The organism is Streptococcus sp. ZY171113 (genome assembly GCF_057748235.1).
This window is the reverse complement of sequence record NZ_CM173243.1, coordinates 96201-112984: the sequence shown is the minus strand read 5'-3', so window position 1 is coordinate 112984 and position 16784 is coordinate 96201. Positions and strand designations below refer to the sequence as shown.

Annotated in this window: 17 protein-coding genes; 11 read left to right on the top strand and 6 right to left on the bottom strand. The window is 51.1% G+C overall.

Annotation, left to right across the window (positions count from 1 at the left end; all coding sequences use genetic code 11):
* Positions 1 to 43 precede the first annotated feature (43 nt).
* A complete protein-coding gene (locus AC3ARB_RS00645) occupies positions 44 to 2614 on the bottom strand; it encodes a bifunctional 2',3'-cyclic-nucleotide 2'-phosphodiesterase/3'-nucleotidase (RefSeq protein ID WP_488320670.1) in 2571 nt (856 codons plus the stop codon).
* A gap of 298 nt (positions 2615 to 2912) precedes the next feature.
* Between AC3ARB_RS00645 and AC3ARB_RS00640 the strand changes: the two genes are divergently transcribed.
* From AC3ARB_RS00640 to AC3ARB_RS00605, 8 genes are all read left to right on the top strand, one after another.
* Positions 2913 to 3239, top strand: coding sequence for a PadR family transcriptional regulator (locus AC3ARB_RS00640; RefSeq protein ID WP_488320669.1), 327 nt, complete (start codon positions 2913 to 2915; stop codon positions 3237 to 3239).
* The gene (locus tag AC3ARB_RS00635) at positions 3226 to 3810 is read left to right on the top strand and encodes a DUF1700 domain-containing protein (protein WP_488320668.1); all 585 of its coding nucleotides are present in this window, start codon (positions 3226 to 3228) and stop codon (positions 3808 to 3810) included. The genes AC3ARB_RS00640 and AC3ARB_RS00635 overlap by 14 nt, the downstream gene beginning before the upstream one ends.
* Complete coding sequence (locus tag AC3ARB_RS00630) at positions 3807 to 4835, top strand: DUF4097 family beta strand repeat-containing protein (protein WP_488320667.1); 1029 nt, start codon at positions 3807 to 3809, stop codon at positions 4833 to 4835. The genes AC3ARB_RS00635 and AC3ARB_RS00630 overlap by 4 nt, the downstream gene beginning before the upstream one ends.
* Before the next feature lie 207 nt (positions 4836 to 5042).
* A complete protein-coding gene (gene pxpB, locus AC3ARB_RS00625) occupies positions 5043 to 5783 on the top strand; it encodes a 5-oxoprolinase subunit PxpB (RefSeq protein ID WP_488320666.1) in 741 nt (246 codons plus the stop codon).
* On the top strand, positions 5773 to 6777 hold the full coding sequence (locus tag AC3ARB_RS00620; RefSeq protein ID WP_488320665.1) for a 5-oxoprolinase subunit C family protein: 1005 nt from the start codon (positions 5773 to 5775) through the stop codon (positions 6775 to 6777). Before pxpB ends, AC3ARB_RS00620 begins: the two co-directional genes overlap by 11 nt.
* 9 nt (positions 6778 to 6786) lie before the next feature.
* Positions 6787 to 7203 carry an acetyl-CoA carboxylase biotin carboxyl carrier protein gene (locus tag AC3ARB_RS00615; protein WP_488320664.1) on the top strand — a complete coding sequence of 139 codons (417 nt, stop codon included), beginning with the start codon at positions 6787 to 6789 and terminating at the stop codon, positions 7201 to 7203.
* Between the two features lie 10 nt (positions 7204 to 7213).
* Positions 7214 to 8557: an acetyl-CoA carboxylase biotin carboxylase subunit gene (accC, locus tag AC3ARB_RS00610; protein WP_488320663.1), complete on the top strand. Its 1344-nt coding sequence runs from the start codon at positions 7214 to 7216 to the stop codon at positions 8555 to 8557.
* Between the two features lie 9 nt (positions 8558 to 8566).
* Positions 8567 to 9337, top strand: a complete 771-nt coding sequence (locus tag AC3ARB_RS00605) for a LamB/YcsF family protein (protein WP_488320662.1) — start codon at positions 8567 to 8569, stop codon at positions 9335 to 9337.
* Between the two features lie 68 nt (positions 9338 to 9405).
* On the opposite strand, the gene AC3ARB_RS00600 is transcribed toward AC3ARB_RS00605, so the two are convergent.
* From AC3ARB_RS00600 to AC3ARB_RS00580, 5 genes are all read right to left on the bottom strand, one after another.
* Complete coding sequence (locus AC3ARB_RS00600; RefSeq protein WP_488320661.1) at positions 9406 to 10155, bottom strand: 16S rRNA (uracil(1498)-N(3))-methyltransferase; 750 nt, start codon at positions 10153 to 10155, stop codon at positions 9406 to 9408.
* Position 10156: 1 nt separating this feature from the next.
* Entirely contained in the window at positions 10157 to 11110 is a 954-nt protein-coding gene (gene prmA / locus AC3ARB_RS00595) for a 50S ribosomal protein L11 methyltransferase (protein ID WP_488320660.1), read from the bottom strand.
* A gap of 12 nt (positions 11111 to 11122) precedes the next feature.
* Positions 11123 to 12040 carry a DUF6287 domain-containing protein gene (locus AC3ARB_RS00590; RefSeq protein ID WP_488320659.1) on the bottom strand — a complete coding sequence of 306 codons (918 nt, stop codon included), beginning with the start codon at positions 12038 to 12040 and terminating at the stop codon, positions 11123 to 11125.
* Positions 12041 to 12119: 79 nt separating this feature from the next.
* Positions 12120 to 12581, bottom strand: a complete 462-nt coding sequence (locus AC3ARB_RS00585; protein WP_488320658.1) for a DUF3013 family protein — start codon at positions 12579 to 12581, stop codon at positions 12120 to 12122.
* Between the two features lie 681 nt (positions 12582 to 13262).
* Positions 13263 to 13622, bottom strand: coding sequence for a MazG nucleotide pyrophosphohydrolase domain-containing protein (locus AC3ARB_RS00580; RefSeq protein ID WP_488321511.1), 360 nt, complete (start codon positions 13620 to 13622; stop codon positions 13263 to 13265).
* 157 nt (positions 13623 to 13779) lie between these two features.
* Here AC3ARB_RS00580 and AC3ARB_RS00575 point away from each other — a divergent pair, with 157 nt between their 5' ends.
* From AC3ARB_RS00575 to AC3ARB_RS00565, 3 genes are all read left to right on the top strand, one after another.
* Positions 13780 to 14559 (top strand): hypothetical protein, encoded by a 780-nt coding sequence (locus AC3ARB_RS00575; RefSeq protein WP_488320657.1) that lies wholly within the window; start codon positions 13780 to 13782, stop codon positions 14557 to 14559.
* A gap of 64 nt (positions 14560 to 14623) precedes the next feature.
* Positions 14624 to 15457 carry a GIY-YIG nuclease family protein gene (locus AC3ARB_RS00570; protein WP_488320656.1) on the top strand — a complete coding sequence of 278 codons (834 nt, stop codon included), beginning with the start codon at positions 14624 to 14626 and terminating at the stop codon, positions 15455 to 15457.
* Between the two features lie 12 nt (positions 15458 to 15469).
* Complete coding sequence (locus AC3ARB_RS00565) at positions 15470 to 16738, top strand: replication-associated recombination protein A (RefSeq protein ID WP_488320655.1); 1269 nt, start codon at positions 15470 to 15472, stop codon at positions 16736 to 16738.
* The last annotated feature ends 46 nt before the right edge of the window (positions 16739 to 16784 follow it).

Here is a 16784-nt window from a genome sequence, read left to right as displayed (position 1 = left end):
GGAAGCCCCGCCAATTATGAGACTGGGACCCAGTCCCACTCTCTTAGTCTTTTTTAGCTTTTCTGCCCAGGAAACCGGCCAAACCAAGCAGGTTGGCTCCCAGGAGGCCCAGGAAGGCACCGCTGGTGCTACCAGTTGCTGGCAGGCTAGCTTGGCTAGCAGAGGTCTTGGTTGTTGTCAGGCCAGCTGAAGCAACTGCGACTGGCTTGTAAGCAACAAGGGATGGGCTGGCAGGGGCTGTTGGAGCAGTCTTATCCCCAGTTGTACCATTCTCTTTAGCATCAGTCGTCAGTTTAGTGGTCTCAAGACCAGGTGAGCTAGGACCAGACTCGCTAGTTGTTGGTCTTGTCAGCGTCTGACGAATAATCTCCTTAATCTCTTGACGCACTTGATCAGACAGGCCTTGACCAGTTGGTTGCTTGCTGCTGTCGATTTGAGTATTGGTCGCTTGACCTTGGTCATTCTTGTTCTCGTCCTTAACCTCGTCCTGCTTAGGCTCAACGTAAACCAGGCGGAATTCGCCAAAGTTTTCGTGGTCGGCCGCTGGATTGAGGTAAGAAATGTCTTCCAAGCCTTCTGCCAAGACCTTGGCACTATCAGCAGACAGGAAACGGACGTCCAAGCCCTTGATGCTGTCGGTGAAGCCCCAGTTGTTGTCAGCTGATGGGTTGATGGTTTTCTCTGACAGGATGTAGTTGATGATAGCCTGACGGTTCTCCAGGTTGAGGAGCTTGTTGACCGTGGCATTGACCACGCCAGGGAAGCTACCGCTAGCTCGGTAGTTGTTGGTCACCACGATGAACTCTTGGGCCTCATCGATTGGCTGGCCCTGGTAACGCAGGTCACGCACCCGACTGGCACCCTCATTGAGCAACTCACCACTACGGTTATACTTGGCCGGCTGGGTCACATCATAGAGGTAGGTCACCCCGTCAATCACATCGAAGTTGTAGGTCCGATAGTCGGTATTAACCAGGCTTTGTGGCTCGCTCTTGCTTGGGTCGATCTGGTTGAACTGGCCGGCTGACATTTCCAACCACTCCTTGATGTCCGCACCCGTCAACTTGAGGATGGCGGTCACGTTATCATAGAGGTAGAGGTCTGCCACGTTTTTGATGGCAATAGCTCCCGCTGGAATATCAGTGTAGTTGGTCACATCGCTAAAGTTACGACCACCAGCCTTGAACGGGGCTGCCGCTGACAAAATTGGCAGGTCAGCTTCTGGCGTACCAGCCAATTCTTGCTTGGCATACCAGATTTGGGCATTGTTAACAATTTGGATAGATGGGTCATCCTTAACCAGGGCGAAGTAGCTGGTAATCGGTGCTGTTGTGGTACCGACCTGCTGACGAACGTAGGCTACCGTCCCGTCATGAGCTTCCTTAGCCAGGTTGACAACTGTTTCGTTGGCCACTTCTGACTTGGTGTCAATCTTACGGATGGCACCCTTGGCAGAGTTGGTGGTCCACTTGCCATCAATATAGGTCAGGTTGAGGTCGATGACACCCAGGTGATCACCGTATTTACCGGCCATGGTGACTGGTGTACCATTAATCAGCCCGTTGACATCATCGACACCAGCATAACGGCTGTAAAAGCCCTTGCCACCAGCTGGGAATTCCGCATGCGAGTGACCGGTAACAACCGCATCAACACCTGGAATGCCAGCGATTTGGTAGCCAACGTTTTCTTCACCCTTGTCATACTTGTCGTCACCAATACCGGAGTGAGAAAGCACCAGAACGATGTCCGCACCCGCTTGACGGATTTGTGGCACCAATTCCTCCAAAGCTTCAACCGCATCACGGACCACAACCTTGCCTTCCAAGTGGGCCTTGTCCCAGTTGAGGATTTGTGGCGGGGTGATGCCTGTAATCCCGATATTGAGGGAAACAGGGGCACCTGTGGTGTCGGTAAAGGTCTTGGTGATTAGCTCGTAGGTCTGATAGAGCGGTTGGCCGGTCTTGGCATCCAAAACGTTGGCATTGACCAAAGGCAGACCAGCGGCTTTAACCACCTTGTCCAAGTAGTCCAAACCATAGTTAAACTCATGGTTACCCAAGGTGCCCGCATCAAAGCCCAGGGTCGTCAAGGCCTCATACATCGGGTGGCGTTCACCAGCTTCAACAGGGTCAACACTAGATTTGTAAGTGCCAAGCGGGGTTCCTTGGATGGTGTCTCCATTGTCCACCAAAATCACGTTGCTGTTTTCAGCCTTGGCTTCATCAATCAGGACAGCCGTTTTAGCCAGACCCACGTTTTGAGCAGGCTTGTCTTGGTAGTAGTCGTAGTTAACCAGGTTGGTATGGAGGTCTGTTGTGGACAGGATACGGACATCCACGGTCTGGCCTTCAACAGGTGCCACAAACTCAGGAGCGGCCGCCTGACGAGTCGTCGCCTCAGTTCCCTCAATAACCCGAGTGGTCTCTGGCTGCTCACCATCACCTAAAAGTTCAATGCTTTCTGAAGTCTCTTCCTTATTCTCAACTAGACTGGTGTCACCAGTAGGCAGGCCAGGTGTTGCGGTCTCATCGGCCTCTACCAGACCAGCTGAACCAACGGCCAACAAGAGAGACAAGAGTAGGGCACTTTTAGACGTGACATGTTTCGACATAATAAACTCCTTTTTGAAAACGATAAGAATATTATACAAAAAATTAGCATCTGGCACAAGTTTATTTTCTGAAAATGTTTGTAAATAATACTTTTTTGATTTTTTTATAACCTTCGTTCGTCTATTGACGATTCCAGAAGGGACAAAAAAGGAAACAGTCGCGCCTAGCTCTGCTTATTTTTTCAAGAAAAAAAGTTAAAAAAATCACCTCTTTTTGCTTGACTTTTGGTTTGGATAGGTATATATTTTATATATAACAAAATTATATATAAAATTTTTACACAAGGAGGTGACGGCCATGTACTTTCCCACATCCGCCACAGTCATCGAATTCTTGATTTTGGCCATCGTGGACGACCACGATTCGTATGGCTACGACATCAGCCAGACGGTCAAGCTCATCGCCAACATCAAGGAATCGACACTCTACCCCATCCTCAAGCGTCTGGAGCAGGAACGCTACCTGACCACTTACAGCCAGGCCCATCAGGGACGGACCCGCAAATACTACTCCATCACGCCCAACGGCAGAGAGCAGCTGACCTACCTCAAGAAAGAGTGGCAGCTCTACACCAGCAAAATCGACGACATCATCGAAGGGAGATTGACACATGACAAGAACTGAGTACCTGGAGCAGCTGGACAACCACCTGCGTAAGCTCCCAAAAACCGACTACGAGGAGGCCATGGCCTATTTCACAGAATACTTTGACGAGGCTGGCGAGGAAAATGAAGCCTTGGTCATGGCCGAATTGGGTACACCCCGTGAGGCTGCCAGCGAGCTGATTCACAACCTTTTAGACCGTCGCATGGGTGATGACAAGTACCCTGCCCGTAGCAAGAGACAGGTCATCTGGTTAGTGATTTTGGCTATCTTTGCCATCCCAATCGGGGTGCCAGCCATTCTGGCTATTTTGGGCACCCTCTTTGCCCTCGTCGCGGCTGCCATTGCCTTGACCATCTCTGCTATCCTAACCAGCATTTCCCTCTTGATTGGAGCTGGTATCGGCTTCTTTGAAGGCTTTGCCTACCTGACCCAGTCAGCCAGTCTATCCACTCTCAGTTTCGGTAGCGGTTTGGCCATGCTGGGAGCTGCTCTACTCATCGGCCTCCTGACCATCTTGCTCAATAAACTGGCCTTCCAAGGCATCAAGGCCCTGGTCAAATGGATCATCACGAAAGGAAAACGCGCATGAAAAAGAACCTTTTTAACCGCCTCTTGGCCCTGGGCGGCTTCAGTTTGATTGCTGGTCTGATTTTGGTGGCCATCAGCCTGTCTCTAGGCAGCATCAGCGACCTCAAGAACCTGGAAACGCCTGTTAAGGTGGAAAAATCCTTTGACAAGCTCACGGAATTAGACATCTTTCTCCGCAACAAAGCCCTGCAAGTCACCACCTCGCCCGATGACAAGATTCATCTGACCTACACCTACTGGAAACACCGGAACAACACCTGGCTGGACGTTCAGGAAAAGGACGGCCGTTTAAGCATTACTGGACCAGGAAGTGCGGAAACCGATTTCATGTTATTCGGTAGCCTAAAAACCATTAGCGAGATTATGAACAGCCAGTCAGAGGATAGTTATACGGCCTACCTGGCCCTACCTAAGGGCCTGACCTTGGATAAGTTAACATTGGATGCGGGCTACTATTACGAACTCAATGACCTCCACATCAAGGAGGCTAAGATCATGCAACAAATCAACGGTAATAATCTGATTATTGACAAGGGAACTATTTTAGGTGGTGACTTCACCGACAGCAAGCTCTCCAACGTCACCCTTGAGAACTACGGTCACCTGAGCTTCCATAACACGACCGTTGACCGAGCTGACATCACCTACTACGGTGACCTTATGCTAAGGGATAGCCAGATTAAAAACAGCGTCATCACCAGCGATGCTGGACCCATCACCGCTAGCAACAGCACCCTGGAGCAGACCAGCATCGACACCAAGTACTCACCGATGACCATGGAAAACCTGACCGTCCTGGGCGACGTCAAGCTGACCTCAGCCGATTACCTGGTGGATATTGACCTGGCACCTGCCAGCGAGAACAGCATTTCCCTGAACCTCAAGACCAGCGAGCACGGGGCCCTCAACATCGCTTCTGCCCTGACTGATATTGAGCAAAAAGACCAGACTGCCACTCGCCAAAAAACGGACAACAAGAACAAGCTGACCATCATCAACGAACACGCCGACATCAAACTCAAATAAAGCAAACCTCCCTCAACCGTTTGGCTGGGGGAGGATTTTTCTGGGAAATAGCCGAGCTGGTCAGTTAACTCTAGGGCTGACTTATCGCCTCTCTAGCCCCTTGCCGTGTTTGCTTTTTTTCGGGATTTGAGCTATAATCAAGGTATTCTCAAGGACAAGTTTGAGCCAGAATTCTACCATTTTTTCTGTCTCAAGAAAGGAAGAGCCATGGCGTATACGATAAGCACAGCTGGAGATTCAGGCTTGCTGATTTCCTTTGAACAGGTCATCTCACCTGCCATCAACCAGCGGATAACGAACCTGGTACAGGGATTTGACCGTCAGCCCCTTGACGGCCTCTTGGAGGTCATCCCAGCCTTTGCCTCCTTGCTGGTGCTTTACGACCCTCACCTGCTCTCCTATGACACGCTTAGGGCCTACCTGATTGAACGCTTAGAGCAACCGATGACGATAACGGAAGCCCAGACCAGGATTTGGGACATTCCTCTGGTCTATGGTGGGGAGTTCGGTCCTGATTTGGAAACCGTTGCCCAACATGCTGGTCTGACAAGCCAGGAGGTCATTGACCGCCATGCTGGCCGAGACTACCTGGTTTATATGCTAGGCTTTTTGCCTGGCTTTCCTTATTTGGGTGGGCTGGATGAATCCATTCATACCCCTCGTTTGGCCAACCCTCGTTTAGCTATCCCTGCAGGGAGCGTTGGTATCGGTGGCGGTCAGACAGGTATTTACCCTGTCAGTTCACCTGGCGGCTGGCAACTGATTGGCCGCACGCCCGTCAAGACCTATGACCCAAACCGAGCCAAACCCGTCCTCTTTGAGGCTGGGGATTACGTTCGCTTTAGGCCCATTAGTCCTGACGATTACCAAACCATTGAAGCAGCTGTCCGTGATGGTCGCTACGAACCCAAATTACTGAGCAAGACGGAGGTCTCTTATGAGCATTAGAGTGCTGAAACCTGGACTCCTGACCACTGTCCAGGACGGTGGGCGACTGAGTTACCAAAGTCAGGGATTTGGCGTGTCGGGGGCCATGGACCCGTTTAGTTTTAGACTAGCCAACCTTCTCTTGGACAATCCTGAAAAGGAAGCTGTCTTGGAATTCTGCCTTGTCGGCCCAAGTTTGGCCTTCACCCAGGACACCCTTATCGCCATCACAGGCGGGGATTTCCAAGCCAAGCTGAACGGCCATCCCTTGACATTAAACACAGCCATCGCTGTTCAACGAGGCGATGTCTTGACCTTTGGCAGGGCCCAACGTGGCGTTTGGGGCTACCTGGCCTTTTCGAGCTACCTGGACCTGCCCCTGGTCATGGGCAGCTATGCCACCAATACTAAAATCGGTCTCGGAGGCTTCAAGGGACGACCCTTACAGGTCGGGGATGTCATTCCTTTCAGGGAAAATCGCCCCTACCTGCCTCATTTTCGCTCACGCACCTTGCCCGTCGAGACCTTCGACCAAGACGAGCTCACGATTAGAGTTGTCCTAGGCCCTCAAGACCACCTGTTCACGCCAGAGGGACTGGAGACTTTTCTGTCGGAAACTTATACCATCACCCAAGAGGCTGACCGCATGGGCTATCGCTTGGACGGGCCACCTATTGCCCATAAAAATCAAGCAGATATCATCTCTGACGGGACCTGTCTAGGGTCCATTCAGGTCCCTGCCAATGGCAAACCCATCGTCCTCTTGGCCGATCGGCAGACCACAGGGGGTTATGCCAAGATTGCAACTCTGGCATCAGTTGACCTGCCCAAGCTGGTTCAGGGGCAAAGAGGCCAAAAGATTCGTTTTCAGGCCATTTCCATCGACCAGGCTCAGGCCCTAATCCGTGAGGAAAGACAAGCCTTGGAAGAGATGCGACAGGCCATCCATCAGCCCTGTCAAGAAAGTCTGGTTAGGCGTCAGGTTGCCCAACGTTTAGCCGGCCTATTTCACTAGGAGAACACCATGAATTTAGAACACATCAAGGAACTCATCAGCCTATTTGAAGCCTCTAGCCTGACTGAGCTGGCTCTTGAGGAAGGTGACTGGAAAATCCGATTAACTCGCCAGGCCCAGCCAGCTCCCCTGGGCACCAGCCCCCAAACACCGTCTAGCTCTCTTGAGCAGGCAGAAAAGAAAGAGAAAAACCTAATCAGCTCACCAATGGTGGGAACCTTTTATGCTGCAGCTAGTCCAGAAGCTCCTGCCCTGGCTCGTGTTGGAGACCTCATTAAAGCTGGTCAGACCATCGGCATCATTGAGGCCATGAAACTCAAAAATGAACTGACTGCTGAGCAGGATTGTCAGATTGAAGCAATTTTGGTTGGCAATGAAGAAAAGGTTGACTACGGCCAACCGCTCTTTCGCATCAAGCCCCTTTAGGCGGTGTCCCATGATTAAGAAGGTACTCATCGCCAACCGTGGCGAAATTGCTGTTCGTATCATTCGGGCCTGCCGTGACCTCGGCATCGCTTCCGTTGCTGTCTATTCCAAGGAGGATCAAGACAGCCTGCATGTCGCTCTGGCCGATCAAAAGGTTTGTATTGGCGAGGGCCCTATCAGCCAATCCTACCTCAACAAGGCCAACATCATCTCAGCCGCCCTCAATACCAAGGCCGATGCTATCCATCCTGGCTTTGGTTTTCTCTCTGAAAATGCTGACTTTGCCAGGCTCTGTCAGGAGTATGGCCTGATTTTCATCGGACCTCGGCCAGAGGTCATTGAGCAGATGGGCGACAAGGCCCAGGCTAGGGCAACCATGATCAAGGCTCAGGTTCCTGTCGTGCCAGGCAGTCCTGGCCACCTGACCGACCTTGCCAAGGCCAAGACCTGGGCCGAAACCATCGGTTTTCCCATCATGATCAAGGCCGCTTCAGGCGGTGGCGGCAAGGGCATGCGGGTTTCCCGCTCTGCCCATGACTTTGAGGCCCAATTTACCATCGCCCAAAGCGAGGCGGTCAGCTCCTTTGGTGACCCCGCCATGTACTTGGAAAAATACATCGAGCAACCCAAGCATATTGAAATTCAACTCATGGCAGATCACTTTGGTCAGGTGGTGGCTCTGGGAGAACGGGACTGTTCCATCCAACGCAACCACCAAAAACTGATTGAAGAAGCCCCCTCTCCTGCCATTGACCAAGCGACCAGACAAGCCCTTAACGAAACGGCCATCAAGGCAGCCCAGGCAGTTAACTATAGTAATGCCGGGACTGTGGAATTTATCATGGACAAGGACAAGCAATTCTACTTCATGGAAATGAACACCCGCATCCAAGTGGAGCATGGAGTCACCGAGATGGTCACAGGCCTTGACCTCATCATCGAGCAAATCCGTGTCGCCAGCGGCCTGCCCCTGTCTATCAAACAAGAAGATGTCGTTATCCGTGGCCACGCCATTGAATGTCGGATTAACGCTGAAATCCCCAGCAAGAATTTCATGCCCAATGCTGGCCCTATCAACCACCTCCACCTGCCAGCAGGCAATGGGGTCCGCGTTGACACCGCCCTCTATACGGGCTACCGAGTGCCTGCCGATTACGATGCCATGATTGCCAAGGTTATCGTCCATGCTCCAGACCGACCTGCGGCCATTCAGAAGATGAAAACCGCCCTGGGCGAAATGGTCATTCTTGGTCTGGAGACCAATTTAGATTTCCAGTTCGACCTCATGCACCAGGAAGACTTTATCGCGGGCCAGGTCGATACTGGCTTTATCGCTCAGCTATTGAACCACTAAGGAGGAAGCATGACCTATTACGTTGACCTAAACAGCGATCTGGGCGAAAGTTTCGGCGCCTATCAGATGGGACGAGATTCGGAGCTTATCCCCCTCATCACCTCAGCCAATGTGGCCTGCGGCTACCACGCTGGCGACCCCCTCGTCATGGAAAAAACCACTCAGCTAATCAAGGGGGCTGGTATTGCCATGGGGGCCCACCCAGGATTTCCCGACCTGATTGGTTTTGGCCGACGTAACCTCCAGGTCAGCCCTAAAGAAGCGGCCGCCTATGTGACCTACCAGCTGGGGGCTCTTGAGGCCTTTACCCGCCATCATGGGCTCAGGCTCCAGCACGTCAAACCCCACGGGGCCCTCTACAACATGGCGGTACAAGAGCAACACTTGGCAACTGCCATTGCAAAAGCGGTCGCCCGCTATGACCAAGAGCTCATCCTGCTCTGCCCAGGGGCCAGCGAATTGGCCTTGGCTGGCCAGTCTGCTGGCTTGAAAATCGCTAGAGAGGTCTTTGCTGACCGAGCCTACGAAAAAGACGGTTCGCTGGTCGCCCGTCATAAGGAAGGGGCCATGATAACCGACGAGCAGCTGGCCCTTGACCGCCTGATTCAGATGATTACAAAGGGAAGCGTTCAAGCCATCGACGGGACCACCATTCCCATTCAGGCGGATTCTGTCTGTGTTCACGGCGACAGCCCCCAAGCTCTGGCCTTGATTCGAAGCATCCGCCGCCGCTTCCAAGCCGAGGCCATCCAACTTCGACCCCTCAACCAACTGATTTAACCAAAAACATCCAGTTCGACCACGTCAAACTGGATGTTTTTAGTCAAACAAAAGCTCCCTATGTCTACTTAGCGGTTTAGTTCCATGGCAAAGCTGACAGCTGATAGGGCATAGAGCGGAGCGGTCTCGGTGCGGAGGATGCGTGGGCCAAGACCTACGGCCTGGCCGCCTGCCGCTTGAAACTGAGCCACTTCCTGGGGAGACAGGCCGCCCTCTGGGCCGAAGATGAAGAGAACTTTTTCCCCGCCTGTCAGTTGAGACAGGGCTTGAGCCAGTTTGCTCTGTTCACCCTCCTTGGCGGCCTCTTCATAGGCGATAAAAATGTGGTCGAACTGAGCTAAAACTGCTTGAAAATCGGCCATCTTGTCAAAAAGTTGGATGGCTGGAACCAGGTTGCGTTTGGATTGCTCGGCTGCTCCTAGGGCAATCTTTTCCAGCTTTTCAGCCTTTTTGGCCAGTTTTTTGCCATCCCACTTGACGACTGACCAGTCGGCTGGGTAGGCCCAAATCTGATGGGCTCCCAGCTCGGTGGCCTTTTGGGTAACCAGGTCTAGCTTGTCCCCCTTGGGAAAACCCATGGCGATGGTGACTTGGACTGGCAGCTCGACATTGTCCGCTAATGCTTCCACCAGGGTCAGGTTCTGCTGGTTGGGATCGGCCACCTGCGACAGCCACTTGACACCATCTGAGAAGACCAGGGTCACCTTGTCACCGGCTGCCAGTCGCATAACGGCAAACATGTGTTTGGCGGTATCCTTGTCGGTGATGGTAACGAGGCCATCCTGCGGGGCTCTGCCATTGACAAAATACTGCTGCACCTTAACCTCCCACTACGCCTGAGCGGTCGGCGGTTTTCTTGAAGACGCAGGCGTTCCACTCGCCCTGAATCATCTGGGTTTCGAGGAAGAAGCCCGCACGCTCGGCAGCCTCACGCACCATAGGCCACTTGTCGGCGATGATGCCGCTCATGATCAGGTAGCCCTCGTCCTTGACCAGGCGGTAGGCGTCATCTAGCAGATGAACCAGGATGTCGGCCAGGATGTTGGCCACGATGACGTCAGCCTGGGTGTCCACGCCACGCAGGAGGTCGCCGGTCGCCACGCTGATGTTGTCCATGTTGGCGTTGAGGGCAATGTTCTCACGGGCCACACGCACGGCCACCTCGTCCAAGTCGTAGGCCTGAACACGCGCCGCTCCCAGGAGGACGCTGGCGATGGAGAGGACACCTGAGCCCGTGCCCACGTCCAGGACGGTCTCGCCCCCACGGATCACCTGCTCCAGGGCCCAGAGGCTCATCTTAGTGGTCGGGTGGGTTCCTGTCCCAAAGGCCATGCCTGGGTCCAGCTTGATGACCTGCTCACCAGGGCTAGGCTCATAGTCGGTCCAGCTCGGGACGATGGTCAAGCCATTGCTGATGCGGGTGGGCTGGTAATACTTTTTCCAATTGTCTGCCCAATCCTCCTCAGCCAGTTCCTGGCTGCTGATGGCAGCTGGGCTGGTGGTCAGCCCCAGCTCAACCAGCTGGGCCAGGCCCGCTTCCAGTTGCTGACGAATGTCAGCCAAATCCAAACTATCAGGGTAGTAGCCCGTGATACGGACCGTGTCTTCCTGCCCCACTTCAGGGACAATCTCCCCAAAGAGGTCTTCCTTATCCAAATAGTCTGCACTATCTTCAATCATAACACCCTGACTGCCCAGCTCAATCAGGAGGTTGCTTGCTGCCTCCTGAGCCTCGCGGTCAACGGTGATGGTTAGTTCTTGCCAGTTGGTCATGTGGTTTTATTCTCACTTTCTATAATAATAAAGGTCTGGTGTGTAGTTATAGCCTTGTTGGGAAATCACCAGCCTAGGTCGGCTAATATCTGACTGATCTCCGTCAGGATTTTCAAATCCTATTTTAAATAGTCCTAGTGCTGCTCCTCTCAGCGAAGCATAGGGAACTTTGCTGATTTTATCAGAATTCGGAACAGCTACAATCTCTGCTCCAAAGCTGGTACTACCATCTTGACCTATGGTAAATTCCTCACCACGGCCATTTGCCCAAGTCCCTGCCAACGAAGAAAAATCACCACTATTGATAGCATCAATATCTAGATCTTTTTCCACCTTTTTCTCATAGTCTTCCCACCAGTTCATTTTTTGATACATCAGCTGGACAACGCCATCACTTCTAGCTTCAAATACCGTTTTGTCAGAACTAGTCAGCCCTGTTGGACCCGTAACATTGGGTGGGACTAAGTAGAATGTTTTTTGTTGGTTGCTTGCACCAGCATTAACACCATAGACTGTCACCTCATAGTAATCAGAAATTTTCTGGGGTAAATCGGAAACAAGCACTTCATAGGAACCATGGGATGCTATACCATTCCAAAAACCGGTGTCTGTTAATCTTGGAAAAACAGAAGTATTAGCTGCCATATAGTCTTCTTCCGTATAGCCGCCATAAGTAAATCCAGAGTCTACAATGACCTGATTAAAATCATCTGTTGAAAATTCTCCAGCAAATACTGACAAGTCACCATCTAACACCACATCGTACTCACTTCTCGATTCCTCTTTCTCGTGAGTCACAATTTCAGATGTTTGAGTAACGGCTTGAGAGCTTGTCTCTGGTAGGAAATTTACGTCATCGTTAGATGGAACTCCTTTTTGACAGGCAGATAAAACTAACAACGACCAAAAAATGAAACCAATTACCTTCAAAAACCCATACTCCTTAGTAGTCTTTATACCCCGCTCACACTCACTTCTTATTTTTCAAAGATACACCAAGGAACCTCATCTAATACCTCGGATACCCATACCAGGTCTTTTCTTCCAAGCCTGCTCTGCCATTGTCAAAAGCTTCGATGTTCCAAGCCAGGGCAAAATCTTGGGCGGTGTCGTCGGCCAGGAAGTCCAGGAGGTCGTCCAGGCCCTGGTCCGCCACGGCCTGGAGGAAGTCGGCGAAGTAGGTCATGAACTCCTGGCTCAGGCCCTTTTTGGGGTCAAAGGGCAGAGCGACCAGGTAGTCCTCTGGGTCAAAACTGGACTTGTCGGGGTTGTAGAAGAGGACGAACTCCTCCAGGGCAACGGCTTCCTCGCCCTCCAGCTCGGCCAGCTCAACGCCCTCAGGCAAGCCAACTTCCAGGACAAAGCTGACCTCGACAGCGTGGTTTTTCTTGTCCCAGTCCATGGCAAAATCGTAGCTGAACCGCTTGTCCAGCTGCTCCTCCAAAATGCTCAAAAATCCGTATTTACTCATTGGCTTCTCCGTTCTCTGTTTGGGTTAGCTTGTTTGGGCTAACCTTGATGTGCTATAATGATAGTGGCGTTAACCCATACCGCCTGGAAAGGAGGTGGGGGAGTATGGTTAAAGCCATTATCCTTTTTATCGCAACAACCATCCTATCTGTCCTGATTGAGTATTTGCTCAATTATTGGCTGGACAAGTGGTTTAGGCGATAAACTCGCTTTACTGGCCTAGGCTAGTAATAGAAAAACCCCTGATGCTGGAACATCGGGGGCTTTTTAGCGTTACCGTATGGTAAAGCCATTATCCTATTCCCCCTTATTATGACAGGATTGGCTAGGTTTGTCAAGTGATGAGCGGCTAGCTAATCTATTGCCACGACATACTAGACAGCTGTCCGTTCTTGTGACTACTGACTTCTCTATGCTATAATAGCCATGGCGTTAACCCATACCGCCTGGAAAGGAGGTAAGGACTATGGTTAAGGCTACCATCATTTTTATCGCCGCCACTATTTTATCCGTCCTGATTGAGTATTTGCTCAATTATTGGCTGGACAAGTGGTTTAAGCGGTAAACTCACTTTACTAGCCTAGGCTAGTAATAGAAAAACCCCTGATGCAGCAACATCGGGGGCCTTTTAGCGTTAACGCATGGTTAACGGCTACCATCTTTCCCCCTTATTATGACAGGTTTAGCTGAGCTTGTCAAGTGATGAGTGGCTAGTTTGTTGCTTTAAAAATGCTCCTAGGTTCTGGTCACGACCATACTTGATTGACGATCGTTCATCTTTTGATAAAATGGTCTCAGCCAAGTCAATCCCGCTGACTGCTGCTAGGGCAACAGTATAGTGAATGACGTCTGCCAATTCCTCGGCTAATGGAATTGACAAGTCAGAGCCATCGGAGGCCTTTCGACCAGCTCGTTGATTCAGAACCTCAGCGACTTCACCGACTTCCTCAACTAATTTCATAAACAGGCTTTGCTCACTAACCCTGTCACCATAATGATTGGCTAAATAAGCCTGTAACTCCGATACCTTCACGTCAATCATCACCTGGTCCTCCTTCTTCATCGTTTTATCCTTCTATTATACCATGCCAAGAGGCTTCTCTTACACATCTAACTGAGAAAACTCTTTAATTTCGATAATTGATATCGCTTTCTTTTTGTTGTAAAACATGCTACAATGAAGAAAAGGAGGTGTTTTTATGAAACAGAGACAATGGTTAATCGCTTTGACTAGCCTGTTTCTTCTAACAGGGCTAGCAGTCTGGGGGCTAAGACAGCTGCAAAGCAGGGCTTTCAACCAAGAATTTCACACCTTAAACCTAGCTGTTATCGACGATGTTCCAGCGATTGATGCCATCGGCGAAAACAACAGCAACAGTTCTGATCGCTATCATGTCCTCTTTCTCAGCCAAGGCATCGATAAGGCAGGTATTCACCAACACTTGGAGCCCTATATTGATGCGGCCGAGCCAGGAAAACTGGGTTGGCTAGAGCAAGAATGGGTGGTTTTCTATCCCCAAACAGTAGAGAATACACTAAAAGATGTGGACAGCTACGATTTGATGAAACGCACCTACCGAACAAATGGAATCGCTGTCGTTCTTGAACAAGAAGACTTTCTTAAAACCATCCACCTTAATCATCAGGGGAATCTCGTCACCCTGAACGAGTTGGTTTCAGACAAGGAGAACTTTCGGGATGCTCTGAAATCCATGCTAGAAAATATCAATAAAGACCTAACAGACTTTAACCAAAAGATTTTGGCACCGTTCAAGGCAGATGATTGGTCTTCTATTCCTTTTCGGATCACTGACCATTCACTAGACATCCAGGGTGGTTTCTTCTCCCTTAACAACTTCGTCCACAGCCTCAACCCCGCCTACTTTTCAGAAGAAACGCTGGAGCAATACCGCGAAGAATATGAGGCCGTACAAGCCATGCGACAATCCTCTGAAACGGTTACAATGACCTACGACTAATGCCCAGCACAGCCAACTGGCTGTGTTTTCTGCTATAATAGGAGAAAAGATAAGGAGAAAACACATGGTTCAACACACCATTATCGTGGCAGATAACGGCCAAGACAACATCACCGTCTATACTAAGGAACCTGCAGTGGTCACTGTCGCTCATCGCTCAGACCTCAACGCCCTCAAACAACTGTCGGAAGCACAAAAAGCAGGTCTCTATATTCTCATTGGTGAACAGAAACGTTACATCGGTCAAGCCGCCACTTCGGTTTACACTAGACTTTACCAACACTATAAGGAGAAAGACTGGTGGAACCAAGTCATCTTTTTCGGACGAGAAGACGGGCATTTGGATAAATCGCAACTAGACTATTTGGAAACCCTCCTCATCAAAGAGTTTCGAGATGCAGGTTTTGAGCTAGAAAATGCCACACAAGGCAATTCGTCATGGATTGATAAAATCAGCAAAATTCATGCCGAAAACCTCTGGAACATCACTCAAAATGTCTTAGAAGACGTCGCTAATATTCCACTCTTTGACTTTTCCTCAAGCGAACAAGAAACAGAGAACAGCACAAATTCCTTGCAGGACTACACCATCAAACTAGCTGATGGTCAGATTATTTCGGGGAAAAATCCAACAGCCTGCTATGTCAATCTTTTCAGCTACCTTGTCAAATCTCCAACTTACTCTGAAAAAGTCTTAGAGCTCGTTATCAAAGGCGAGCCAAATGGACGCTTCTTGCTAGGTAGCTTAGAACGCTTTGACAAATCAGGCATGAGGCTAACCTCCCCTGTCGCCCAAAACATCCATGTTTACAATAACCTCTCCACAGCCGACAAAAAACGCGTCCTCCTTCGTTTCGCAGACCAAATCGGTCTCGGCATCACCATCAACTGGGACTAGAAAGGACACCCCATGCCTGACAATCTCGCCATTCGCCTGCGCCCCCAAACCATTGACCAGGTCATCGGTCAGGACCACCTGGTTGGTCCTGGCAAAATCATCCGCCGCATGGTGGAGGCCGAGCTCCTCTCCTCCATGATCCTCTACGGCCCGCCCGGCATCGGTAAAACCTCCATCGCATCAGCCATCGCTGGCACCACCAAGTACGCCTTTCGGACCTTCAACGCCACCACCGACAGCAAAAAACGCCTGCAAGAGATTGCTGAGGAGGCCAAGTTTTCAGGCGGTTTGGTCCTCTTGCTGGATGAGATTCACCGCCTGGACAAGACCAAGCAGGACTTTCTCCTGCCCCTCCTTGAAAGCGGCCAAATCACCATGATTGGGGCGACCACCGAGAACCCCTTTTTCTCGGTCACGCCCGCCATTCGCAGCCGGGTCCAGATTTTCCAGCTGGAGCCCCTGACCACCGACCAGATTAAGCTGGCCGTTACTCAGGCTTTAGAGGACCCTCGCGGGTTTGATTTTCCGGTGACCATAGCAGAGCAGGCAGTCGATTTTATCGCCACCAGCACCAACGGGGATTTGAGATCAGCCTACAACTCCCTGGAACTGGCGGTGCTGTCCACCCAGCCTGATGAGGAAGGCAGTCGCCACATCAGTTTGGACACCATGGAAAACAGCCTGCAACGATCCTATATCACCATGGATAAGGATGGGGACGGCCACTACGATGTCCTGTCTGCCCTGCAAAAATCCATCCGAGGCAGCGACGTCAATGCCAGCCTCCACTACGCCGCCCGATTGGTTGAGGCTGGTGACCTGCCAAGTCTGGCCAGACGGCTGATTGTCATCGCCTATGAGGACATCGGCCTGGCTAATCCTGATGCCCAGATTCATACCGTAACCGCCCTCGAAGCCGCCCAGAAAATCGGCTTTCCTGAGGCCCGCATCCTGATTGCCAACGTAGTTATCGACCTGGCCCTGTCACCCAAGTCTAATTCGGCCTACCTGGCCATGGACGCTGCCCTAGCTGACTTGCGCGCCTCTGGCCACCTCCCCATCCCTAAACACCTGAGAGACGGTCACTACGCTGGCAGCAAGGAACTGGGCAACGCCCAAAACTACCGCTACCCCCATGACTATCCTGAAAAATGGGTGGACCAGCAGTACCTGCCAGACCGCCTCAAAAGCGCCAGCTATTTTGACCCAAACGATACGGGCAAATACGAGCGGGCACTGGGCCAAATCAAGGAGGCCATCGACCGTCGCAAAAAAATATGAGAACGGTTTCATAAAAAGGCTTGACTTTTGCCAGATTTTTGGTATC